Origin of the sequence: Oceanobacillus neutriphilus, assembly GCF_014645515.1 — a bacterium.
Lineage (GTDB): Bacteria > Bacillota > Bacilli > Bacillales > Amphibacillaceae > Oceanobacillus > Oceanobacillus neutriphilus.
Map to the genome: position 1 here is coordinate 98109 of NZ_BMLW01000008.1, position 24411 is coordinate 122519.

21 protein-coding genes are annotated in these 24411 nt (G+C 39.1%); all 21 read left to right on the forward strand.

All coding sequences use genetic code 11. The annotated features are described in order from the left end of the window. Positions 1 to 26 precede the first annotated feature (26 nt). The 21 genes from truB (at position 27) to IEX29_RS14195 (ending at position 24373) form a co-directional block, all read left to right on the forward strand. Positions 27 to 914, forward strand: coding sequence for a tRNA pseudouridine(55) synthase TruB (gene truB, locus IEX29_RS14095; protein ID WP_188735024.1), 888 nt, complete (start codon positions 27 to 29; stop codon positions 912 to 914). A gap of 25 nt (positions 915 to 939) precedes the next feature. Continuing rightward, complete coding sequence (locus IEX29_RS14100; RefSeq protein ID WP_188735025.1) at positions 940 to 1881, forward strand: bifunctional riboflavin kinase/FAD synthetase; 942 nt, start codon at positions 940 to 942, stop codon at positions 1879 to 1881. 125 nt (positions 1882 to 2006) lie between these two features. Beyond that, the gene (gene rpsO, locus IEX29_RS14105) at positions 2007 to 2276 is read left to right on the forward strand and encodes a 30S ribosomal protein S15 (protein ID WP_040980194.1); all 270 of its coding nucleotides are present in this window, start codon (positions 2007 to 2009) and stop codon (positions 2274 to 2276) included. Positions 2277 to 2637: 361 nt separating this feature from the next. Beyond that, positions 2638 to 4752 carry a polyribonucleotide nucleotidyltransferase gene (gene pnp / locus IEX29_RS14110; protein WP_188735026.1) on the forward strand — a complete coding sequence of 705 codons (2115 nt, stop codon included), beginning with the start codon at positions 2638 to 2640 and terminating at the stop codon, positions 4750 to 4752. Between the two features lie 1022 nt (positions 4753 to 5774). Next, the gene (locus IEX29_RS14115) at positions 5775 to 6728 is read left to right on the forward strand and encodes a polysaccharide deacetylase family protein (RefSeq protein WP_188735027.1); all 954 of its coding nucleotides are present in this window, start codon (positions 5775 to 5777) and stop codon (positions 6726 to 6728) included. 26 nt (positions 6729 to 6754) lie between these two features. Further along, complete coding sequence (locus tag IEX29_RS14120) at positions 6755 to 7981, forward strand: M16 family metallopeptidase (RefSeq protein WP_188735028.1); 1227 nt, start codon at positions 6755 to 6757, stop codon at positions 7979 to 7981. A 102-nt stretch (positions 7982 to 8083) separates the two neighbouring features. Beyond that, positions 8084 to 8338 (forward strand): YlmC/YmxH family sporulation protein, encoded by a 255-nt coding sequence (locus tag IEX29_RS14125; protein ID WP_188735029.1) that lies wholly within the window; start codon positions 8084 to 8086, stop codon positions 8336 to 8338. Between the two features lie 354 nt (positions 8339 to 8692). Continuing rightward, a complete protein-coding gene (gene dpaA / locus IEX29_RS14130; RefSeq protein WP_188735030.1) occupies positions 8693 to 9577 on the forward strand; it encodes a dipicolinic acid synthetase subunit A in 885 nt (294 codons plus the stop codon). Further along, on the forward strand, positions 9574 to 10179 hold the full coding sequence (gene dpaB, locus IEX29_RS14135) for a dipicolinate synthase subunit B (RefSeq protein WP_188735031.1): 606 nt from the start codon (positions 9574 to 9576) through the stop codon (positions 10177 to 10179). Before dpaA ends, dpaB begins: the two co-directional genes overlap by 4 nt. Before the next feature lie 40 nt (positions 10180 to 10219). After that, positions 10220 to 11272, forward strand: coding sequence for an aspartate-semialdehyde dehydrogenase (gene asd, locus IEX29_RS14140; protein ID WP_188735032.1), 1053 nt, complete (start codon positions 10220 to 10222; stop codon positions 11270 to 11272). Positions 11273 to 11372: 100 nt separating this feature from the next. Further along, on the forward strand, positions 11373 to 12602 hold the full coding sequence (gene dapG / locus IEX29_RS14145; RefSeq protein WP_188735033.1) for an aspartate kinase: 1230 nt from the start codon (positions 11373 to 11375) through the stop codon (positions 12600 to 12602). A gap of 154 nt (positions 12603 to 12756) precedes the next feature. Beyond that, complete coding sequence (locus IEX29_RS14150; RefSeq protein WP_188735170.1) at positions 12757 to 13494, forward strand: ClpP family protease; 738 nt, start codon at positions 12757 to 12759, stop codon at positions 13492 to 13494. After that, positions 13494 to 13700, forward strand: a complete 207-nt coding sequence (locus IEX29_RS14155) for a YlzJ-like family protein (RefSeq protein ID WP_188735034.1) — start codon at positions 13494 to 13496, stop codon at positions 13698 to 13700. Before IEX29_RS14150 ends, IEX29_RS14155 begins: the two co-directional genes overlap by 1 nt. Before the next feature lie 311 nt (positions 13701 to 14011). Beyond that, positions 14012 to 16342, forward strand: coding sequence for a DNA translocase FtsK (locus IEX29_RS14160; protein WP_188735035.1), 2331 nt, complete (start codon positions 14012 to 14014; stop codon positions 16340 to 16342). Positions 16343 to 16670: 328 nt separating this feature from the next. Continuing rightward, on the forward strand, positions 16671 to 17396 hold the full coding sequence (locus tag IEX29_RS14165) for a GntR family transcriptional regulator (protein WP_188735036.1): 726 nt from the start codon (positions 16671 to 16673) through the stop codon (positions 17394 to 17396). A 1095-nt stretch (positions 17397 to 18491) separates the two neighbouring features. Further along, complete coding sequence (yfmF, locus tag IEX29_RS14170) at positions 18492 to 19778, forward strand: EF-P 5-aminopentanol modification-associated protein YfmF (protein ID WP_188735037.1); 1287 nt, start codon at positions 18492 to 18494, stop codon at positions 19776 to 19778. Beyond that, positions 19771 to 21066: an EF-P 5-aminopentanol modification-associated protein YfmH gene (yfmH, locus tag IEX29_RS14175; protein WP_188735038.1), complete on the forward strand. Its 1296-nt coding sequence runs from the start codon at positions 19771 to 19773 to the stop codon at positions 21064 to 21066. The genes yfmF and yfmH overlap by 8 nt, the downstream gene beginning before the upstream one ends. Next, positions 21063 to 21779 carry an elongation factor P 5-aminopentanone reductase gene (gene ymfI / locus IEX29_RS14180; protein WP_188735039.1) on the forward strand — a complete coding sequence of 239 codons (717 nt, stop codon included), beginning with the start codon at positions 21063 to 21065 and terminating at the stop codon, positions 21777 to 21779. The genes yfmH and ymfI overlap by 4 nt, the downstream gene beginning before the upstream one ends. Positions 21780 to 22057: 278 nt before the next feature. Then, positions 22058 to 22309 (forward strand): DUF3243 domain-containing protein, encoded by a 252-nt coding sequence (locus IEX29_RS14185; protein WP_077601222.1) that lies wholly within the window; start codon positions 22058 to 22060, stop codon positions 22307 to 22309. Between the two features lie 347 nt (positions 22310 to 22656). Beyond that, positions 22657 to 23442: a DUF3388 domain-containing protein gene (locus IEX29_RS14190; RefSeq protein ID WP_188735040.1), complete on the forward strand. Its 786-nt coding sequence runs from the start codon at positions 22657 to 22659 to the stop codon at positions 23440 to 23442. Between the two features lie 25 nt (positions 23443 to 23467). Then, positions 23468 to 24373 (forward strand): helix-turn-helix domain-containing protein, encoded by a 906-nt coding sequence (locus tag IEX29_RS14195; RefSeq protein ID WP_188735041.1) that lies wholly within the window; start codon positions 23468 to 23470, stop codon positions 24371 to 24373. The last annotated feature ends 38 nt before the right edge of the window (positions 24374 to 24411 follow it).

The window sequence follows — 24411 nt, forward strand, 5'->3', positions numbered from 1 at the left end:
GATTAAGAAAGGAAGGGGGATTAATAATGAATGGTATCCTGCCATTATGGAAGCCTAAGGGAATGACTTCTTTTGATTGTGTAGCTAAATGCCGACGTTATTTTAATACAAAAAAAGTAGGACATACGGGGACGCTGGACCCGGAGGTTGAAGGTGTTCTCCCTATTTGTATCGGCAACGCTACGAAAATTGTTCCGTTTCTCACTGATACGAAAAAAATCTATCTTGGGACGGTTGCATTAGGATCCGCTACGGAAACGGAAGATGCAACAGGGAAAGTTATTGCAGAAAAAGAAGTTATACACATGCCTGGCAAAGCTGAAATAGAAGCTGTTTTAGAAAAATTTCAAGGAGCTATCACACAAATTCCTCCAATGTATTCCGCTGTAAAAGTAAACGGAAAAAAGCTTTATGAATATGCAAGAGCAAATGAAGAGGTGGAACGGCCGGTAAGAGAAGTTTTTATTCATAATATACAGCTTTTAGCGATAGATGAGGAAAAGAATTCTTTTGACATATTTGTAGAATGTTCAAAAGGAACCTATATCCGGACATTATGTGTGGACATTGGTAAAGAATTAGGTTATCCGGCACATATGTTTAAGCTGGAACGGACAAAAACCGGAACTTTTTCCAAGAAAAATACGGTTACTTTTGCTATGATAGAAGAGGCGGCAGATAAAAATGAATTAGAGAAGCTGTTAAGCCCTCTTTCAGAAGGATTAAGTCATTTAGTACATCAAGAGGTTGATGATGTGCTGGGGGCCCACATTAAAAATGGTCAGAAATTATCTATTTCGGAAGCCCCTGAGACAAATCATCCGTTTGTATTTACAAATAATGAAGAAGTGCTGGCGATTTACGGGCAGCACCCGGATAAACCTGATCAAATTAAACCAATAAGAGTATTCTAACGAGAGAAAGTGCAGGTGTAGCAGGATGAAAACAATGGAATTATCCTATCCGCATACGTTACATAAGGAGAACTTACCGGAAACTGTCAGTGCAATCGGTTTCTTTGACGGAATTCATAAAGGACATCAGGAGGTTATTCAGCAGGCTGTAAATAAAGCAAAGGAAAATAATATGGAGAGTGCTGTCATTACTTTTTTTCCGCACCCGTCCGTTGTTCTAAGAAAAGATGTGCAGCATGTTAAGTACATAACAATATCTTCTGAAAAGCAAGCGATATTAGAGAATCTTCAAGTAGACCGTTTATATGTTATCCGGTTTAATCAAGAATTATCTAAGCTCAGTCCTCAAGCCTTTATTGATCACTTTATTATTGGATTAAATATTAAGCATCTTGTAGCGGGCTTTGATTACTCATTCGGTCATAAAGGACAAGGGAAAATGGCAGATATGCAGGAATATGCAAGAAATTTATTTACATGGGAAACCATAGGTAAAATAACTTTGGATGAAGAAAAAGTCAGCTCCACCAGAATAAGAGCAGAATTGGCATCGGGAAATATGGAAGAGGCAGAACGTCTGCTGGGAAGACCCTTTTCTACAACTGGACCGGTAGTAAAAGGGGCACGCCGCGGACGTGAGCTGGGTTATCCAACTGCTAATCTGTCTATATCCAAAGATGCTCTGCTGCCTAAACAGGGGGTATATGCGACTCGTGTCCGCCACAAGGATAAAATATATGGCGGAATGGCGAATATCGGTACGAACCCGACATTTACAGAAGAGCTTGCAGATATGTCTGTGGAGGTGTATCTCTTTGACTTTGATGGTGATTTATACGGGGAAGAATTAACGATAGAATGGCTGTCTTATACAAGAGAAGAAATAAAATTTGACTCAAAGGAAGCTTTGATTGAAAAAATGCAGCAGGATGAGAAAGAAATTAGAGCTTATTTAGCAAATAGGTAAACTTACACTTGATTTTTTTCTTCAAAAACGCTATTCTTATAGTTGTACAACCATCGCTTGGCATCACGTAACTCCGACGTATGCTAGGGGACTGGGGATAACAAATTTATTTTGGAGGTGCCATAATGGCAATTACACAAGAACGTAAAAACGAAATTATTAATGAGTACAAGGTTCATGATACAGATACTGGATCTCCAGAGGTTCAAATCGCTGTCTTAACTGCAGAAATCACTGCATTAAACGAACATTTACGTACACACAAAAAAGACCATCATTCACGTCGCGGTCTTTTGAAAATGGTAGGTAAACGCCGTAACCTATTAACTTACCTACGTAATAAAGACGTTACTCGTTATCGTGAATTAATCAAAAAACTTGGTTTACGTCGTTAATAACGCAAAAAAGCAGGAGCAATCCTGCTTTTTCTTTTATGTTTTTTAAAGAAATAAGAAGCATTTGAAGCTGCAAATCCCTGGGCTGGATATTTTTTTACGGCTGGCAAGGGTCTGAAACAGGTATAAATATATCAATGCGTGAACATCCTCTATAAGAGAATGCTCAAAAGTTACCAAATAATAATTAGCTATTTTTTGAACGTGCACTATAAGGTAGCGATTGATTCCTGACAGGCTATCGTTTATGCTATAAAAAGACATTCTTTTGTAAAAATAAGATATAGAAGAAAAATTGTACTATAAGAGGTGCTACATATAAATTTTAATTGCTGTAGCCTTGAAAGGAGCAACAAAACTAATGGCAGATGAAAAAAAGCTATTCTCTACGGAGATTTCAGGAAAGAAATTTACAGTTGAAGTAGGAGAGCTGGCAAAACAAGCAAACGGTGCCTGTATGATACATTACGGAGATACCTCTGTACTATCTGCAGCAACTGCTTCAAAAAAACCAAAAGATTTACCGTTCTTTCCATTAACTGTTAACTATGAAGAAAGACTATATGCAGTAGGAAAGATTCCAGGAGGATTTATCAAGCGGGAAGGACGTCCCAGTGAGAAGGCAATTCTGTCTTCCAGACTAATTGACCGCCCAATCCGTCCGTTATTCCCGGATGGTTTTCGTAATGAGGTACAAGTAATAAGTACCGTAATGAGCGTGGATCAGGATTGTTCTTCAGAAATAGCCGCAATGATTGGGTCATCCATTGCATTAAGCATTTCTGATATCCCGTTCGAACAGCCGATTGCAGGTGTTCATGTGGGGCGTGTTGACGGTGAGTTAATTATTAACCCTACCATTGAACAAGAAGCAAAAAGTGATATTGATTTAACGGTTGCCGGAACAAAAGACGCGATTAACATGGTAGAAGCCGGTGCAGATGAAGTACCGGAAGATGTTATGCTTGAGGCAATTATGTTTGGCCACGAAGAAATCAAACGTCTTGTTGCATTCCAGGAAGAGATTGTTCAAGCATGCGGCAAAGAAAAATTTGAAGTTGTCGTTGATGAGATAGATGAAGAGTTTGCAGCGAAAGTTGAAGCGGAAGCAAAAGAGAAATTATGGGCTGCAATCCAAGTTGTCGAGAAACACGCTCGTGATGAAGCAATTAACACTGTGAAACAGGAAATTGTTGAAAAGTATGAAGAGGAAGAAGCGGAAGAAGAAACCATTAAACAAGTTAAATCTATATTAGATAAGCTTGTGAAAGAAGAAGTACGCCGCTTGATTACAAAAGAAAAAGTACGTCCTGATGGCCGGAAAGTAGATGAAATCCGCCCGTTGTCATCACGTATTCATGTTCTTCCCCGAACACATGGATCAGGTTTGTTTACTCGTGGACAAACCCAGGCTTTAAGTATTTGTACATTGGGAGCACTTGGAGATGTACAGATTTTGGATGGACTTGATTTAGAAGAAACAAAACGATTTATGCATCATTATAACTTCCCACAATATAGTGTAGGAGAAACCGGACCGATTCGTGGGCCCGGCCGTCGTGAGATTGGACATGGTGCATTGGGAGAGCGCGCTCTTGAAAAAGTAGTGCCAAATGAAAAAGATTTCCCTTATACGATTCGTCTTGTTTCAGAAGTTCTTGAATCCAACGGTTCTACTTCCCAAGCGAGTATCTGTGCAAGTACATTAGCAATGATGGATGCAGGTGTTCCAATTAAAGCACCGGTAGCAGGTATTGCAATGGGACTTGTAAAATCCGGAGATGATTATACAATTTTGTCTGACATTCAAGGTATGGAAGATGCGCTTGGTGATATGGACTTTAAAGTAGCAGGTACAGAAAAAGGTGTAACGGCTCTGCAAATGGATATTAAGATTGATGGTTTATCAAGAGCGATTCTGGAAGAAGCACTTACACAGGCGAAAAAAGGGCGTATGCACATCCTTGATTCCATGCTGCAAACCATTCACGAACCAAAAGATGAGCTGTCTGAATACGCACCAAAAATCTTAACCATGACAATTAATCCGGATAAAATTCGTGATGTCATTGGGCCAAGCGGAAAACAAATCAATCAAATCATTGATGAAACTGGCGTGAAAATTGATATTGAGCAAGATGGTAACGTCTTTATTTCATCTACAGATAACGAGATGAACCAAAAAGCCAAGAAAATTATTGAAGATCTTGTACGTGAAGTGGAAGTTGGACAATTGTATCTTGGTACGGTAAAACGTATTGAAAAATTTGGTGCATTTGTAGAACTATTCAAAGGAAAAGATGGGCTGGTTCATATTTCTGAGCTTGCAGAAGAGCGGACGAATAAAGTGGAAGATGCTGTATCTATCGGCGATCAAATTATGGTGAAAGTAAAAGAAATTGATCGTCAGGGAAGAATTAATCTTTCCAGAAAAGCAGTTCTGCAAGATGAAAAGAAAGAGAATGCTAAATCATAATAAGAGGGTAATTTACTTTAGGTTATATATTTTGCACAAAAAAGAAGCTGATTTTTTTAGTTCAGTTTCTTTTTTTATGAATAGGTTTATGGTAAAAAAAGTGAATTATTAAAGAAATGATGGTTATTCATTATCCCGTTTGCATTTTGTTAAACCATCCTTCTATTGAAATGGAAATTGTGTATAGCGCCTGCAACCAACCACTACGCTTTTCGACGTACAAATGTTTCCGGTGGGACGAGTAATCGCAAAAGCTCTTCGATGGGACGAGTAATCGCAGTCCCAGGACGTACTAGTGCAGACGTTGCAACAACTCTATTCGATGGGGTGAGTAATCTTATGTCCCAGGACGACTGCGATCTTAGTCTGCGTGGTTGGTCTGCGCTCAGTTAAGCTTCTACAACGAATGAAAGAAATCATAGCCTGACGGAGTTTGATGAAAAAATCATTTTAGCATTTCAAATGGTTGATTTGACAATTTAAATAATTACACAGCACACAGCATGGATAGTAACTATCAGGAATAGCTTTCATGAACAGAAAGTAATCGTGACGCGACATTTTTATATACGCCACGAAAAATATGTTCTTTGCTGGTCTAATTTCTATTGATTCAGTTGTATTAAATAGTATAGAATCCCCTGCCAGCGGAGGCGGACCGTTTTGACTCCTGAGGGATTAAGCACCATCTGAAGATCCACTTTTGCCAAGTGCTCTTCTTGGCAAAAGTTAGCTGAAGAGCGTGCCCCTAGGAAAGCAAAACGGTCCGCCGTAGCGGTCGCTTTACACGTTACCTTCTTTCCAGATTGAAGGAATGATCCACATCTATCATAATGATAATCAATTTATTTTTTAAGGTGCGAAAGTTGAGTAAATGGAGGTATTGTGTAACCAGCGCAGCATTTTCCCGGGGGCTGGATTATTCACCCCCCCGACGCAGGGTCTAATGTAAAAGATTACTGTAAAAAAAAAAGCATACTTGTCCCTCTTAAGCATAGAAATGTTAAGGGGAGGGATTAAATATGAAGCGATATTTTAAGTATGTACATGTTCCAGTTTTTCTAATTTTAATTTTTACGGTATTCGATATACGATATAATCCTTTTCAAACAGACTCTGTAGTGATAGAGCCAGCAGGAATAGAAGTAAGCTCAACAAAAGATGATCTGTATAAGGAGATTGAACAAAAGAAAGAGACATACCAGCAAAAACCGCAGGATGCTTACATTGATAAGGTTTGGAAAAAAACACCTGGAAGAAACGGATTAGAAGTAAATGTGGAAGAAACCTATCAAAAAATGAAGGAAGCAAATAAATGGGATGAAGATATGCTTGTTTTTAATGAAACCTCTCCCGATATCTTGTTAACAGACCTACCGCCGGCACCAATTTATCGTGGACATCCAGATAAAAAAATGGTTTCTTTTTTAATTAATGTTTCCTGGGGAGAGGAATATATTCCGGAAATGCTTCAAATTCTAAAAGATAATCAAGTGAAGGCAACTTTTTTTATTGAAGGTAAATGGGCACAAAATAATGCGAGCCTGGTTAAAATGATTGAAGAAGAAGGTCATTTAATCGGTAATCACGCCTATAATCATCCGGATATGGCAATGCTTGAAAAAAATGATGCCTATACACAAATAGAGGAAACAAATCAAATTTTAAAAACAATAACAGGAAAGCAGCCCGAATGGTTTGCACCGCCGAGCGGAAGCTATAAAGACGAAACGGTGGAAACAGCAGCTGAACTGGATATGGAAACCATTCTGTGGACGGTCGACACGATTGATTGGAAAAATCCATCTGTTTCCGTTGTGGTTAATCGCATACAAAATAATGTCCACCCCGGAGCAATGATTTTAATGCATCCAACACAAGCAAGTACAGGTGCCCTGGAGCAAATGATTAACGGTATTAAGGAAAAAGGTTATAAAATAGGAACAGTAGAATCATTATTAAGTGAATCGCGTTAAGCTAAGAAATTTAGGAGGATATGCATTTGATAGAAAAATATACAAGCAGCAATGGTGTACGTATTGTATTAGAATCCATGCCGGCTGTACGTTCAGTCACGATAGGTATATGGGTTAAAACGGGATCCAGAAACGAAACAATAGATAATAACGGAATTTCACACTTCTTAGAGCACATGTTTTTTAAAGGAACAAAAACAAGAAGCGCTCAGGATATCGCAGAAGCATTCGATTCTATCGGTGGTCAAATTAATGCCTTCACCTCTAAAGAATATACATGTTTTTATGCAAAGGTATTAGATACACATAAAGAATTTGCCTTGGAAGTATTAGCGGATATGTTCTTTGAGTCAACATTTGACGAGGAGGAAATGGAAAGAGAAAAGAAAGTTGTATATGAAGAAATTAAAATGTGCGAGGATACGCCTGATGATATTGTGCATGATCTGCTGGCAGAAGCTGCCTATGGTAAACACCCGCTTGGGTTTCCGATTCTTGGTACAGAAAAGCAGTTGGCGTCTTTTAATCAAAAACAATTACAGCAGTATATAGAAAATAATTATACCCCTGATCGTATTGTTGTTTCTGTAGCTGGTAATGTGAGCAGTTCATTTATCAAGGAGATTGATTCTTACTTCGGATCACTTACAAGGAAGGCAAAAGAAGAAAAAATAATAAAGCCGGTATTCTTAGAGAAAGCAATTTACCGGAGTAAGGATACAGAACAGGCCCATCTATGTCTTGGGTATAATGGCTATGAAATAGGAGATAAGCATTTATATCCATTATCTATTATGAATAATGTGCTGGGAGGAAGTATGAGCTCACGATTATTCCAAGAGGTGCGTGAGAAAAAAGGACTTGCCTATTCCGTCTTTTCTTATCATGCTGCATTTATAGATGATGGTCTACTCACAATTTATGCCGGTACAGGTAAAGAGCAGCTTGAACAGCTGGAAGAGGTTATTTATTCTACGCTTCACCATTTCGTGGAACAAGGATTAACTGAAAAAGAATTACGGAACAGCAAAGAACAAATTAAGGGAAATCTGATGTTAGGTTTAGAGAGTACGAATAGCCGTATGTCGCGTAATGGGCGTAATGAGCTGTTATTGCAGAAACACCGTTCTTTAGACGATTTAATTTTAGAAATTGATGGCATTACCGATCAGCAGGTGACAAGTGTTATTCAAAATGTGCTGATGCAAAAACCATCCCGTGCACTAGTGGCGCCGGAGGACTACCGTAAATAGAAGCATGATTTCTTATTTTTGGACATATAGTGTATAAACGAGACTTCATTATCTTGTGGCTGTAAATACTTGCCCTAAGAAAAACAAAAAAGGAGTTTTTTTATGGTGCGCTTTCGAGATATGGGAGATAAGGAAATTATAAATGTGAATGAAGGAAAAAGACTTGGCATGCTTGGACAAACTGATTTAGAAATTAATCCTAAAACCGGTCAGATTGAGTCGTTTATTATCCCGAGCTATAAATGGTTTGGCCTTGTAAAAGAGGGAGAAGAGACAAAAATTCATTGGCAGTCTATCAAGAAAATTGGTGAGGATATGATAATGATTGATACCAAACTCCCTGACGAGAATCGATAGAATAGAAGGTATTTGTTTAAAGCTTATTTATTTCGATGGAAAAGGTGTTCAGATATATCCTTTTCTTTCCGAATAAACAAGCTTTTTTTATATCATCATATTAGGCCCTTCATTGACAAGGGCGGGCGCTTACATAAAGAGAAAAGCTGACTTAGTCATCTAAAAGCCTGTGCATCAGCGTATAAAGAGTTTTAAGTAAGAAAAATATACTTTTTGGAGCTTCCTTCATGAAAGCAGCATTTTCTAAAAGTTAGACTGCATTTTTGAGGCTTATTTGTTCACCCCTCACTTAAAAAAACATAAGCTATATCGAATCATGAATACGTTAAAAGTTGTCTGGAGGTAATACGTAAAATGAGTCGACGGATTGCAGTGATAGGTGGAGATGCAAGATATTTAGAGTTAATAAAAATCTTAAAAAGTAATCATGATAATGAAGTGATACTTTGCGGTTTTGATAAATTAGAACAAGGATTTACAGGCTTAAATGAATTAGCATTAGATGAATTGGATCAGAGCAGCCTGGATGTAGTTGTTTTGCCAATTACAGGGATGGATTCAAGCGGGAATGTCGAAACAGTTTTTACAGATAAAAAAATAAATTTGGATGGAGCATGGTTTCAAAAATTAAATCCTGAATGTGTCGTTTTTACCGGGATTACGAATGATTACTTAACCAATTTGACGGAAGAAGCAGGTATTACACTGATACCATTGCTTGATCGTGATGATGTTGCCATTTATAATTCCATTCCGACTGCTGAAGGGGCCATTATGATGGCTTTTGAGCATACAGATCAGACAGTGCATTCTTCGCGGGTGATGGTTGTAGGCTTTGGCAGAGTAGGTAATACGGTAGCTAATAAGTTTTCTGCACTTGGAGCCAAGGTTTCGGTATGTGCCCGAAGTATACGAGATTTGGCGCGAATAACAGAAATGGGGTTAAATGCAGTACCATTACATGACTTGAGTAATCAGACAGAGAACTGTGATATTTTAATCAATACGATTCCGAGCCTTGTTGTTACCAAAGAGGCTATCAGGAATCTGCCGAATAATGCGGTAATTATTGATCTTGCCTCGAAACCGGGCGGGACGGATTTTGATTTTGCAAAAAAACGCGGTATTAATGCCATCCTTGCACGCAGTTTGCCTGGTATCGTAGCACCAAGAACCGCCGGGAAAATACTTGCTAATGTAATGGAACAAATTCTCGAGGAGGAGCGTGAATTAGAATGACATTCACTGGTAAACGGATTGGTTTTGGCCTGACTGGCTCCCATCATACCATCGAGCATATTTTTCCGATTATGAAGGAATTCATGAATCAGGGTGCAGAAATCATTCCGTTTATAACAGAAACGGTTCAATATACAGATACCAAGCATGGGAAGGCCAAAGAAAATGTAGAAAAGCTTGAGAAAATAACTGGTCAGCCGGCTATTACCACTATTCCTGGAGCAGAGCCATACGGACCGGATAAGCCGCTCGATGTTATGGTTATTGCGCCCTTGACAGGAAATTCAATGAGTAAGCTGGCCAATGCTCACACGGACAACGCTGTTTTGATGTCCGCCAAATCAACTCTCCGCAATGAAAGTCCAGTTGTATTAGCTCTAACGACGAATGATGCACTCGGGTTAAATGCAAAGAATTTAGCTGTACTGCTTAATGCAAAGCATATGTTTTTTGTGCCATTCGGGCAGGATAATCCTTATCAAAAACCCTCCTCGCTCTCAGCAGATTTAAGTCAATTAATTCCAGCTGTAGAGGCTGCGTTAAATGGAAAACAAATTCAGCCGATTATTGTACCTTATTCCACAAAAAATATGTTAAAATGAAGTTTAGTTGACATTTAATTAAGTGGAGGGAGTTATTAGAATGCCAGAGCAGCAAACATACAATGTAGCTATCGTAGGTGCTACAGGAGCAGTAGGCCAGAAAATCAAAAAAATATTAGAAGATAAAGAGTTTCCGATAAATAAATTAAAATTATTATCATCTGCACGTTCTGCCGGAAAAGAAGAAACTTTTCGCGGAGAAACAGTCATTGTTGAAGAGGCTGCGGCTGAATCCTTTGAAGGCGTAGATATTGCGCTCTTCTCTGCAGGCGGGTCTATTTCTAAAAAACTGGCTCCGGAGGCGGTTAAAAGGGGAGCAGTTGTTGTTGATAATACAAGTGCTTTTCGTATGGATAAAGATGTACCGCTTGTTGTACCAGAAGTAAATCCAGAGGATATTGCAGAGCATCAGGGGATTATCGCAAATCCGAACTGTTCCACTATTCAAATGGTTGCAGCTTTAAAACCGCTTAAAGACGCCTATGGAATTAATAAAATTATTGTATCTACTTACCAGGCAGTATCCGGTGCCGGAAATGCCGCAGTAGAGGAATTGTATGAACAGTCAAAGGATTATTTAGAGGGTAAAGAATTAAACGCTGAGATTTTACCTGTTAAAGGAGATAAAAAGCATTTTCCAATTGCTTTTAACGCATTGCCGCAAATCGATGTGTTTGAAGACAATGGCTTCACTTTTGAAGAGATGAAAATGATTAACGAAACGAAAAAAATCATGCATGATGAAGCGTTAAATGTAGCAGCAACCTGTGTACGACTTCCTTTTGCAACCTCCCATGCAGAAAGCGTGTATATCGAATTAGATCAGGAAGGTTTGGATGTAAAAGATATCTGGAAGACGCTGGAGGCGGCAGACGGAGTAATTCTTCAGGATAACCCTCAGGCTCAGGTGTATCCAACTCCGCAATCTGCACAAGATAAAGAAGAAGTTTTCGTCGGACGCGTACGTAAAGATTTAGATAATCCAAAAGGTTTCCATCTTTGGGTTGTATCTGATAACTTATTAAAAGGTGCAGCTTGGAATACAGTACAAATCGCGCAGGAATTAGTTGCACGCGGCTGGTTAAAAAAATAATGATTTCCAGTCATTGCTAAAGACAATTTTAAAATGATGATGTAATCAATCTATTAGACATCCAGAGTTTAACAGCTTGGATAGTGTTGAGGTGTTCATATTGCAAGTATTAGTACAAAAATTCGGAGGAACTTCTGTACAATCAGAAACAAATCGGGAGCATGTTATCCGTCATATTAAGGATGCACTTGTTCAAGAATACAAATTAGTTGTTGTTGTTTCTGCTTTGGGAAGAAAACCAGATCCTTATGCAACAGACAGTTTGCTAAGCTTAATAGACTTTCCGGCGAATAAAAATTCTAACCGTGAGCTCGATTTACTGATGTCATGCGGTGAAATTATTTCATCTGTAGTCCTATCTAATGAGCTGCAAAAAAATCATGTTTCTGCAACAGCTTTGACTGGCGCACAAGCTGGTTTTGTAACGAGTGAAGATTTTAACAGGGCAAAAATAAAAAAGGTGAATCCTGTTCGTATTTTACATGAATTAGAAACGCATGATGTCGTTGTAGTAGCAGGCTTCCAGGGTCAAAGTGAGTCTGGAGAAATAACAACCATCGGCCGTGGCGGAAGTGATACTTCAGCAGCTGCCTTAGGCGTTGCTTTGGAAGCAGAGCGTATTGAAATTTTTACAGACGTTGAAGGAATTATGACAGCTGATCCGCGTGTCGTAAAGAATGCACGTCCGCTGGATGTGGTGACATATACTGAAATCTGTAATCTTGCTTATCAAGGTGCAAAAGTCATCCACCCGCGTGCTGTCGAAATAGCCATGCAGGGGAAAATACCGATGCGTATCCGCTCCACTTATTCGGAACGGCTGGGGACACTTGTTACCTCTTCCCGGATTGAAGAAGCAGGAGCAGATATTTCAGAACGGATGATAACCGGTATTGCACATATTGCGAATGTTACTCAAATTAAGGTGCAGACGAAGGAATCGGCTTACCGTGTTCAGTCAGAAGTATTTAAAGCAATGGCGGAGGCAGGTATTTCTGTTGATTTTATTAATATCTCCCCAACAGGTGTTGCGTATACTGTACCGGCAGAGCTTACGACAAAAGCGATTGAAATTTTAGAGGTGCTGGGCTTTCAACCGGAAATTACCGAGAATTGTGCAAAGGTTTCCGCAGTCGGAGCCGGAATGACCGGAGTGCCTGGAGTTGCTTCTAAAATCGTGCAGGCATTAACGGATTCTGGTGTGCAGATATTACAATCAGCGGACAGCCATACCACCATTTGGGTGTTGGTACATGATCATGAATTAGTTACAGCAGTTAATGCTCTACATGAAGTATTTGGATTAAGTACAGAGGAAGTACCATTATAGAAAATCAAAAAAGACATGAAGCAGTTATATTCTGCCTCATGTCTTTTTACTATTCCCAATATTAGTACAGATACCATATCTCTTCTTTCGTATTATTTTTTACCGATTGTTTATACTAATCATAAAAATAGCTGGAAGGAGTTTTAATATGCGTATGGATACGGATGAAAATGAAAATCAAGAGGAAGAGGAGAACGAATCGAATAATGCATCTTCTCTTGTAGAAAAAATTCAGCAGCTCGGACAGGCAAATGTTCCGCAGGCTCCCGATTCAAATATCCATGTTTTATCGATCATAGGACAGGTGGAGGGACATCTTCAGCTGCCGCCGCAAAATAAAACAACAAAATATGAGCATTTGCTGCCGCAGCTTATTGCCGTAGAACAAAACCCTAAAATTGAGGGGCTGATTATTTTGTTAAATACCGTTGGCGGGGACGTTGAAGCAGGACTGGCACTTGCGGAAATGATTGCGTCGATGTCCAAGCCGACTACCTCGATTGTGCTTGGAGGAGGACATTCAATCGGTGCACCGATTGCAGTGGCTACAGATTATTCCTTTATTGTGCCGACAGCAACGATGACAATACACCCTGTCAGATTAACTGGACTGGTAATTGGCGTTCCACAAACCTTTGAATATCTTGATAAAATGCAGGAACGTGTTATTCAGTTTATTGTTGATCATTCTAATATTGATTCTGAACAATTAAAGGAATTGATGTTTGCGAAAGGGAATCTTACCCGCGATATCGGCACAAACGTGGTTGGCAGGGAAGCTGTGGAGTATGGCATCATTGATGAGGTCGGCGGAGTAAAAGAGGCAATCAAGAAATTAAATCACATGATTCAAAGTTCTAAACCAAAACTAGAGGAGGAAGGGACTGCCTGATGATACTCTATACACCATTATCCTATCAGGAAATTTTTCCGGAAGAACAAGGAACAGGTAACGAAATACAAGCAATTGAATGGCAGGGAAGAACGGTCTTCGTATCTAAAAATAATAATGGGAATTACCAAATTAATCAGCTTATTTCAAGTAATCCGAATGATTATCTGAATCCAGAATTTTTACCAGGAAGAATTATCAGCTGATGGTAATCTATGCTATAATAAAGAAACGATAAAAGATAAGATGATGAAACAATATAGGATGACATGACAACTGGAACAGCAGCCTCTTTAAGGAGAAGACGGGGAATTAGTGCAATATACACTTATTTTCCCAATAAAGTCTCTCTGACAGTATAAAGAGAACTGATTCCAGTTTCCTTGTTTAAATCTATCAATATATAAATTGAATTATTGCATCTATCTCTTTTTAAAATAGAAATAGTGAATGAAAGGAGTATAATGCTTTCATTCAATTTATAATCTTAATTTGTTTTACATGCAGGGGTGAGAAAATGGCTGCCAAAAAGAGAAAAAAAAGAAAAAAAACGACAACCAAACAGTTTAAAGGGCTGCAAAAAGAGCTCATTGGATTATTGTTAATATTTATTGCAATATTTGGAAGCGGCGCAGCTATGCTAAGCGGCGGCGCTATACCTGATTGGCTGGGGAATATATTCCAGTTTTTCCTGGGGATTTGGCATTTTATCCTTCCTGTTGCATTATTTATTATTGGTTTTTATCTCATTATCAAACGACAGGTACCTGATTTTTTATCCAGAAGATTAATAGGGTTTTATATTTTTCTGACCGGTATCTTATTGCTGACACATGTACAAGTAATGGAAAGCCTGCTGGCTAATGCCAATGATGTATCTATACTTGGTCTGACCTGGCAGCTTTACTTCCAATACTTAGAAGGTACCGGTACATTGGTACAGACAGGCGGCGGTATGGTCGGTGCACTGTTATTTACGGTCTCTTACTTTTTATTTTCTATTGCAGGTTCGCGGATAGTGGTATTTTTCTGTTTACTAATCGGAATTATTTTTTTGACGAATCTGTCTATCGGCGAATTTGTCAAAAAGGTAGGTGCCGGCTTTAAATCTACTTTTACTTATTTGGCTGAACGTCTGGAGCGATCCAGAGAGAAAAGGGCTGAACGGAAAGAGGAGCAAAAAGAAATCAAAGATTCTGTTTCTATGAAACGAAAAGAGAAGAATAAGCAGGTAGCGGAAGAGAACGAAGATAATTCGGAAGAGCTGCTTATTAATGACTTTACAGACATTGCGTATCAGGAACAGCCGCAAACAGAAGCTGAAACTGCAAAAACAGAGAATTCCAAGCAGCAGGAAAATACAGGCAGTGAGGAAGAACTTCCTGAAACAATGCCTATGACAGCAACAGAAAATCATGATTATAAGCTGCCGTCGATGGATTTATTAGCAAACCCGGCTCATAATTCACAGCAGCAGGAAAAATCGCATATTCAGGCCACTGTCCGTAAGCTGGATCGTACTTTTCAAAGCTTTGGCGTAAAAGCTAAAATAGCAAAAGTGCATGTCGGCCCGGCAGTAACGAAATATGAAGTGTATCCGGAATCTGGTGTAAAGGTAAGTAAAATTGTCGGTCTTCATGATGATATTGCGCTGGCACTTGCTGCAAAGGATATACGTATCGAAGCACCGATACCGGGAAAATCAGCTGTGGGTATCGAAGTCCCTAATAAGGAAGTATCTATGGTTTCACTCCGGGAGGTTTTAGATAAGCAATCTTCTAAGGCAAATAAACTGACGTTTGCTTTAGGAAGAGATATCTCTGGAGAGGCGATTGCCGGGGAGTTAAATAAAATGCCCCACTTACTGATTGCCGGTGCGACAGGAAGCGGGAAAAGTGTCTGCGTGAACGGTATCATTACCAGCATTTTGATGCGTGCCAAACCGCATGAAGTGAAGATGATGATGATTGACCCTAAAAAAGTAGAACTGAATGTGTATAATGGGATTCCGCATTTATTAACACCAGTTGTAACAGATCCTAAAAAAGCTTCCAGAGCATTGAAAAAAATTGTTGCAGAGATGGAACGGAGATATGATCTGTTCTCTGATAGCGGCACAAGAAATATGGAAGGCTACAATGCCTATGTCCGAAAACAAAATGCGGACGCAGATGAGGAGGATCAGCAGCCTTATTTGCCGTATATTGTTGTTCTTGTGGATGAGCTGGCAGATTTAATGATGGTTGCTTCGAATGATGTAGAGGATGCAATTACCCGGCTTGCACAAATGGCGCGTGCGGCAGGTATTCATATAATCATAGCAACGCAGCGTCCATCTGTAGATGTTATCACCGGGGTTATTAAAGCAAATATACCATCAAGAATTGCCTTCAGTGTTTCATCTACAACAGATTCACGCACAATCCTGGATTCCGGAGGTGCAGAGAAATTACTTGGACGGGGCGATATGCTGTATCTCCCTTCCGGCAGCTCCAAGCCGACACGTGTCCAGGGTGCATTTTTATCTGATGAAGAGGTGGAGCGTGTTGTAAATCACTGTATCGAACAGCAGCAGGCAAGCTATCAGGAAGAAATGATTCCGGAAGAGACGAATGAAGTGATGGAGGAAGTGGATGATGAGCTTTATGATGATGCTGTGCAAATGATTACTGAAATGCAAAGTGCAAGTGTTTCTATGCTTCAGCGGCGTTTCCGCATCGGTTACACAAGAGCAGCCCGCTTAATAGATGCTATGGAAGCCCGTGGTATTGTCGGACCATATGAAGGAAGCAAACCTCGTACTGTGCTGGTACCTAATCAGACAGAGGAGCATTCCACTACTTCTTAAGGAAACCCGGTTTATCCATAACGGATAAACCGGGTTTCTTTCAATAAAATAAGAAAGCATTTTAAAGTAAATCCGCTTCTGGTTTACAGATATAGCTCTGTCCGTTTCCTGTGTCTGTCTCTGATAAGCCATCATTGATCTGCGACAGCATATTATGATTCCTTTATCTCCGCTGATGCAGTCCAGTTTGTACGTTGCTGCACAGGCACTCTGAGCTTTTGTTCAGATTATGATTTTTTAAAGTTCAAAATTAGCAGAAGAAATGGTACGATTAGTAGCAGATGCAAAAAACTATAGATGAAACAATTGACAGAGAAGAGGTGAAGGAATGACTTTGCGTGAAGATGCCAGACATTTATATTTGCAGGTTATGGACAAAATAAAATCAGGCATTGAAGATGGTTTATACAAAGAGGAAGAAAAACTGCCATCTGAATACGAACTTTCGAAGCAACTAGGAGTTTCACGGGCAACTTTACGGGAAGCGTTAAGAATGCTGGAAGAAGATAATATTGTAACCCGCAGACATGGAGTCGGCACATTTGTAAATACAAAACCACTGTTCCAGGCAGGTATTGAAGAGCTCAGCAGTGTGACACAAATGATTAAGCGGTCTGGAAAGAAGCCGGGGACACAATATATTAGTACAGATATTTTAGATGCTACCGAGCAGGAAAAGCGTGATTTCAGCAACCCGGATTTAGAATATGTAACGGCTATTGAGAGAATTCGTACTGCAGATGGTGTGCCGGTTGTATTTTGTATTGATAAAGCACCCGCATCTTACTTGTCTCTGGGAAAATTAAGGGAGATGGCTTCCATTTTCAGTACGATTGAAGCAGCTTCGGAAAAACAAATTGCTTACGCTATTGCAAAAATTGAGCCAATTACATATCATGAACGCATTTATAGTATTTTGCAGTGTGCGCCCGACCAGCCGTTGCTGCTATTAAAACAGATGCACTATACAAGCAATGATGAGGGTGTTTTGTACTCTATGAATTATTTCCGGGCGGATATGTTCAGCTTTCAAGTTGTGCGCCAACGACTTTAATTCTACCGGCTGTATCTATATTCAACTTTCGCACCTGAGAATAAGCATCTATACCTTACTATTCCAGGGTGAACATGTTCTTCATTATCCTGCTTGCATTTTGTCACCTTTTTATTGAAATGAAGATTGTGTATAGCTCCTGCAACCAACCACTACGCTTTCCATGGGGACGGCTTCAGCTAACTTGAAAAGAAAACCGCTTTTCAAGTGGATCTTCAGCTCGCCCTGCGATGCACAAATGTTTCCGATGGGGTGAGTAATCGCAGTCCTAGTCCCAGGACGTGCAAGTGCAGGCGTTGTGACAACGCTTTTCGATGGGGTAGTAATCTTAGGCCCCAGGAGTCACGGGTTTAGACTGCGAACCACTTAGGAGTCTACGTGGTTGGTCTGCGCTCAGTTAGGCTTCTACAGCGTATGAAAGAAATCATATCCTGATGGAGTTGGATGAAATAATTGCTTTTTGCTTGTTGAAAAGATCATTTTAGTATTTCAAATGGTTAATGCGGCAATTGAAACGATGACACACCACACAGCATGAATAATAAATATCAAGAATAGCTTTTATGAACAGAAAGTAATCGTGATGGGACATTTTTATATGCACCACGAAAAATATGTTCTTTACTATCTAATTTCTATTGGCTCCGTTGTATTAAAAGGTATAGAATCCCCTTCTAGCGGAGGCGGACCGTTTTGACTCCTGAGGGATTAGCATCATCTGAAGATCCACTTTTGCCAAGTGCTCTTCTTGGCAAAAGTTAGCTGAAGAGCATGCCCCTAGGAAAGCAAAACGGTCCGCCGCAGCGGTGGCCTTACACGTTATCTTCTTTCTTCTGGATAGAGTATATGCTTTGCTTTGCCAAGAGATAGATGGAAGGAACGATTAACACCTATCACTATGATAAGAAAGCGAAAGTTGAGATATCTATAATCAGAAGGAAAATTGTTCTATAGCGTAGATTAGCGGATATACTGATTTTATATACTTTTAAAAAAGAATTTGCTCAGATAATACCTGTTTCTTTGAATATGATGGATGATAAAGGAGAGAAACGTGTAAAATAAATACTGACTAGTTTAGAATGGAGGATAAATATGAGCGTTAAGGAAATCAAACAGAATGAAAATAATATACAATTTCACATGCTTCCGAATAAAAAACATAAAACATTAACCTTTGCAGTAAAATTCCGTGCAACGCTGGAGAGGGAAACCATTACAAAACGGGCTCTGCTTCCTTATGTGTTAAAACAGGGAACAGCTTCCTTTCCCACGCGGAAAGAGCTGCAGGAAGAATTAGCAGAATTGTATGGGGCAGTGCTGTCTATCGGTGGATCAAAAAAAGGAGAAAGTCATATTTTGACGTTTTATTTGGAAGTACCGAATGAAAAATTCCTGCCTGAAACCACTTCATTAATAGAACGGGCAATAGAACTGCTGTATGAAATCGTTTATAAGCCAAATCAGGAAGAGAATGGATTTCCTCAGCGGGTATTTGACAGAGAAAAAGAAACTCTCCGTCAAAATATACTTTCCATCAAAGATGATAAGGCCAGCTATGCTAACATGCGGCTGATGGACGAAATGTGTTCAGGCGAACGTTACAGTATTCATGCACAGGGCTATGAAGAGGATTTATCAGAGCTTTCAAATCAGGAGCTGCTTACTTATTATCAAAATCTTCGACAGGAAGATGAGATGGACATTTATGTAAGCGGGGATTTTGATGCAGAACAGATACTGGATTTACTAACCAGGCAATTTAAACAGTCTTCAAAGAAAAAAGAAGTACCTGTTAATGATGATGCACCAGTGCAATCAGTTACATCGAAAGAGCTGATCGAGGAAGATCAGGTACAGCAGGCGAAGCTGAATATCGGCTATCGGACCAATATACTTTATCGGGATGAAAAATATCCGGCTTTACAGGTTTTTAACGGGATGTTTGGCGGTTTCCCAAGCTCCAAATTGTTTATAAATGTAAGAGAAAAGAATAGCCTGGCTTATTATGCTGTCTCCCGGATGGAGAGTCATAAAGGCTTATTATTTGTGATGAGCGGAATTGCTCCAGAGGATTATGAAAAGGCATTGAAGATTATCCGTGAACAGATGGAAGCTATGAAAAATGGCGATTTTACTGAAGAAGAACTGGCAGAAACAAAGCTTCTTATTATCAATCAACTAAAAGAGACCTTAGATCATACGCAGGGTATGATTGAATTTATGTATCAGCAAGTAGTCGGACAAAAAGAGATGACAGTTGATGAGCTGTTTGAAGGTATTCAGCAGGTAACCAGAGAGCAGGTTATTGAAGTAGCGAATCAAGTGCAGGAAAACATGGTGTACTTATTAACAAGTGAAGGGGGAGAGGCCGATGAATAAGCAGTATTTTGATACAATTGATGAAACTTTATATGAAGAAAAACTGGATAACGGATTGCAGGTTTGTCTGCTGCCCAAACCGGAGCTGGCAAAAACATATGGTGTTTTCATGACAAATTACGGATCGATTGATCAGAGCTTTGTACCTATTGGTCAAACAGAGGCGATTACTGTGCCGGATGGAATTGCCCATTTCTTGGAGCATAAACTGTTTGAGAAAGAAGATCGTGATGTATTTACGGATTTTACCAAGCAGGCAGCTTCTCCAAACGCCTTTACTTCCTTTACAGAAACAGCTTATTTATTTTCGGCGACGAGTAATATCGAGAAAAACGTATTAACATTGGTTGATTTTGTGCAGGATCCCTATTTCTCCGAGCAATCCGTAGAGAAGGAAAAAGGAATTATCGCCCAGGAAATTAATATGTATGATGATCAGCCTGATTGGCGTCTGTTTATGGGGACGAATAAAGCGTTGTTCCATAATCATCCTGTTAATATTGATATTGCAGGTACAGTAGATTCCATTTACACCATAACAAAGGATGATCTATATACCTGTTACCATACTTTCTATCATCCGGAAAATATGATCTTATTTGTAACTGGAAACTTTGATGCTCAGAAAATGATGAATTTAATTAAAGAAAACCAGCAGAAAAAATCATTTGATAAGCTGGATGATATTAAGCGGCAGTTTCCGGAAGAGCCTGACACAGTAAAAGAAAAGAATTTAAAGATTAATATGCCGGTATCTATTCCTAAGTGTGCAGTAGGTATTAAAGAGCCGAATAAGCCGCTTGAAGGCGAAGAATACCTGAAACGTGATTTATTCGTTGATATGGTGCTGGATCACTTCTTTTCAACTGGCGGCGAGTTTTACCAAAAACTATATGATGAAGATTTAATTGATAACAGCTTCTTTTTTGAAAGTAATCTGCAAACTTCCTTTGGGTATGTTTCCATTGGTTCCAATACCAATAATCCTGAAGCTTTCTCCGCGCAGGTGCAGGAAATGCTTTTATCAACCAAAGAACTCGAAATTAGCGAAGCAGATTTTGAACGGATGAAAAAGAAAAAGATGGGACAATTGCTCCGTGCGATGAATTCTTTGGAATTTATTGCAAATCAATTTGCCACCCTATCCTTTAAAAAGGTAAATTTATTTGATATCGTTCCATTTATTCAAAAACTGACTGTCCAGGATATAAATACATTTTTAAATACGTGGATAGAAGAAGATCGTCTGGCAACATGTACGATTCAAAATCAAACGGTGGATAAATGAAAGGGAATATCCTTTTAATTGGTGCAAGCGGTGATATTGGTTCAGCTATCGCAAAAAAATTGCTGGACACCGGGTATCAGCTTATCCTTCATTATCACTCTAATCAGGAACCTGTTAAAGAATTAATGCAGGCTGATGAGCAAAACGCTATCTTAGCTGCTTATCAGGCTGATTTAGCAAATGAAGCAGAAGTGAATGCTTTTATAGAGGACGTCTCTGTTTCCGTAGACGGAATTATTTTTGCCGGTGGTCATGCGCATTATGGTCTGTTTCAGGATATGAGAGCAGGAGAGATGGATGTCTTATTACAGGTTCATGTCAAGTCCCCATGGCTGATTACCCATCATTTTCTTCCAGCTATGATCCGCCAAAGAAAGGGAAATATTTTATTTATTACAAGCATTTGGGGTGATTATGGGGCAAGTAATGAAGTTGCCTACTCCAGTGTAAAAGGAGCCCAAAATATATTTGTAAAGGCTTTGGCAAAAGAAGTAGCGTTATCCAATATCCGGGTAAACGCAGTAAGTCCCGGCTTTATTGATACGAAAATGAATCATCATTTATCTGTGGAAGAATCGGATGCTTTTATTAATGAAATCCCGGAGAATAGGGCTGGGCGTCCTGAAGAGGTTGCGAATGTAATCAGCTATTTACTTAGTGAAGAATCCAGTTATATCCAGGGTGAAGTTATTCATATTAATGGCGGTTTGTAGAAGGAGACCTGTATTCAGGCCGGCTATTTACGAGCGGTTTTCTATAACAAAAGATAATCGGGCATGTATAAATTTTAGAATTCCTCAAATACTATAGGTGCTTAAGGAGAGTTTCAGAGCAATCTGCTTTTGCGGTCAGTCTTTATTTTTGTGAATAAAGAGGCATAAAGCAGTGTTCTGAACTGAAAAGCTGTGTGTCTCTGGCAACAGAGATAATGGCCGGCAAATCGTGAGACCTCTTGATTTGCAAAAGAAAACTTTTGAGGAGGCATGTCCAAATGTCTGTATTAGATAACTTCGATTCATGGAAAGGCTTTTTAAAGGGACGTTTGCAGCAAGCGGAAGAAAGTGGTATTAACCATGATACGTTAACGAATTTAGCAGCTGAAGTCGGTGATTATCTGGCTGAAAGTGTTGATGCTAAAACACCGGAAGAGAAGGTGCTGAAAGAGTTGTGGAGTACGGCTTCTGAAGAAGAACAGCAAGCTCTTGCCAGTACGATGATTAAGCTTGTCCAAAAGCATGATTAACTAATGAATATTTAGGGGAAGAAGCTGTATAGTATGATCTATATGGCTTCTTTTTATGCATGGATAAACGTTATTACTTTTATATTTTAAACAGTTTCAGAAAAATGAATGAGGAAAAAGATGTTAGCTGTTTAGGAAAAACTAAAAAGATGGTATATTATAATAGAAAGCTTGTCCTTTTTTCGATATGATGGTACATAGTACGACATAATAAGTTATCTGTTTGAAAAGATTACTTAAAAAGTGTATGTTCAAAAAGTACAATAAAAAAGGTCAGGATTTTCCTTTTCTGATGTGTTATTTTTATTTAATTGGACTTTTTGAGCAACCTATAAAAGGAGCTTATCATGGATAGAACACAATGGTACTTAGAGTATGAAAATTTAATAAACCGCCCGGGATTACTAGGCGAAATTTCTTCTTTACTCGGTATGCTTTCCATTAATATTATTATGATTAATGGCGTGGAAAATTCCCGCAGAGCAATGCTCATCCTGTCTAAATATGATGAAAATATAATTAGACTTAAATATATTTTAGAAACAATGGATGCGATTAAAGTACACAAACTTCGTAAGCCTAAATTACGCGATAAAATTACAGTCCGGCATGGGAAGTTTATCCATCATGATAATGAGGATCGTAAAACCATTCGTTTTGTACGAAATGAACTTGGACTTTTAGTTGATTTTATGGCTGAATTATTTAAGGTGGAAGGGCATAAACTTATTGGGATAAGAGGTATGCCCAGAGTAGGAAAAACAGAATCTGTTGTTGCAGCGAGTGTCAGCGCAAATAAGAGGTGGCTGTTTGTCTCCAGCACCATGATTAAACAAACTGTACGTAAGAGCTTAATTGAAGGGGAATATGATTCAGACAATATTTACATTATCGATGGTATTGTGTCAAAAAGAAAAATGAATGAAGAAGAGCACTGGCAGCTGATTAGAGAAATTATGCAGCTGCCGACTGTCAAGGTGATTGAACATCCGGACATATTCGTTCAATCTACAGAATACAATATGGAGGATTTTGATTACATCATTGAACTCAGAACACATGAAGATCAGGAAATCACTTATGAAACAGTGGAAAATGAAGGTTTACAGCAGGACGGATTCTCGATGTTTTAATTTATAAAGGTGGAAGGTGTTTTAAATGGATGTTGGTGAAAAACTGAAAGAAGCACGGCTGGCCAAAGATATTTCTCTGGACAGCCTGCAGGAAAAAACAAAAATACAAAAAAGATATTTGGTTGCAATTGAAGAGGGGAATTTCAATATCCTTCCGGGAAAATTCTACACACGTGCATTTATAAAAGAATACGCGTCGGCTGTAGGGATAAATCCGGACGAGCTGATGACAGATCATAAAGAGGAGCTTCCTCCCACAGAAGAAGAAGAAAATGTACAATACAGCAGGATACAGCGGACCAGAAAAGAGAGTAGATCAGATAAAGAATCCCGTTCATCATCCATCATTCCGACGGTTACAGTCATTTTATTAATTATCGCTATTATCGCTGTAGCAATATTTTTCCTGCGCCAGAGTTCTTCCTCGAATGAAGGAGAGCCAGTTGAAGATAATAATACGGACAGCAGTACGATTATTACTGATTCAGATGAAAACAACAATGACAATGGTAATGATGCTGCAGCAGATGATTCTGAAGAGAACAACAATGATGAAGAAAATGAAGACGAGGAACAGGAAGCAGACGAAAATGAGGAAGTTTCTGTTGAAGTAGTAGAAGAAGGAACGGGTTCTTCCCCAACGTCTGTACTCGAATTATCAAATGTCAGCGATGAAGCTGTGCTGACGCTTGAATCAGCTGATTCAGAATTGAACAGCTGGTTAGATGTAACCGGCGGAGATGACGAGTCCTTATTCAGCGGTAATTTTGATGCAGAAGCATCACCATTAGAAATTGATATTTCTGGTGAAGATTCCGTATTATTAAATATAGGTAATTCATCAGCTGTAACAATATCTGTTGATGGAACAGATATTGAGTACCCAACGTCTGCAATCCATCAGCGTTTAGAGTTACAAATCGGTAATTAACTATTTAAGTAACCAGTAAACCCTCCCCAAAAGGGAGG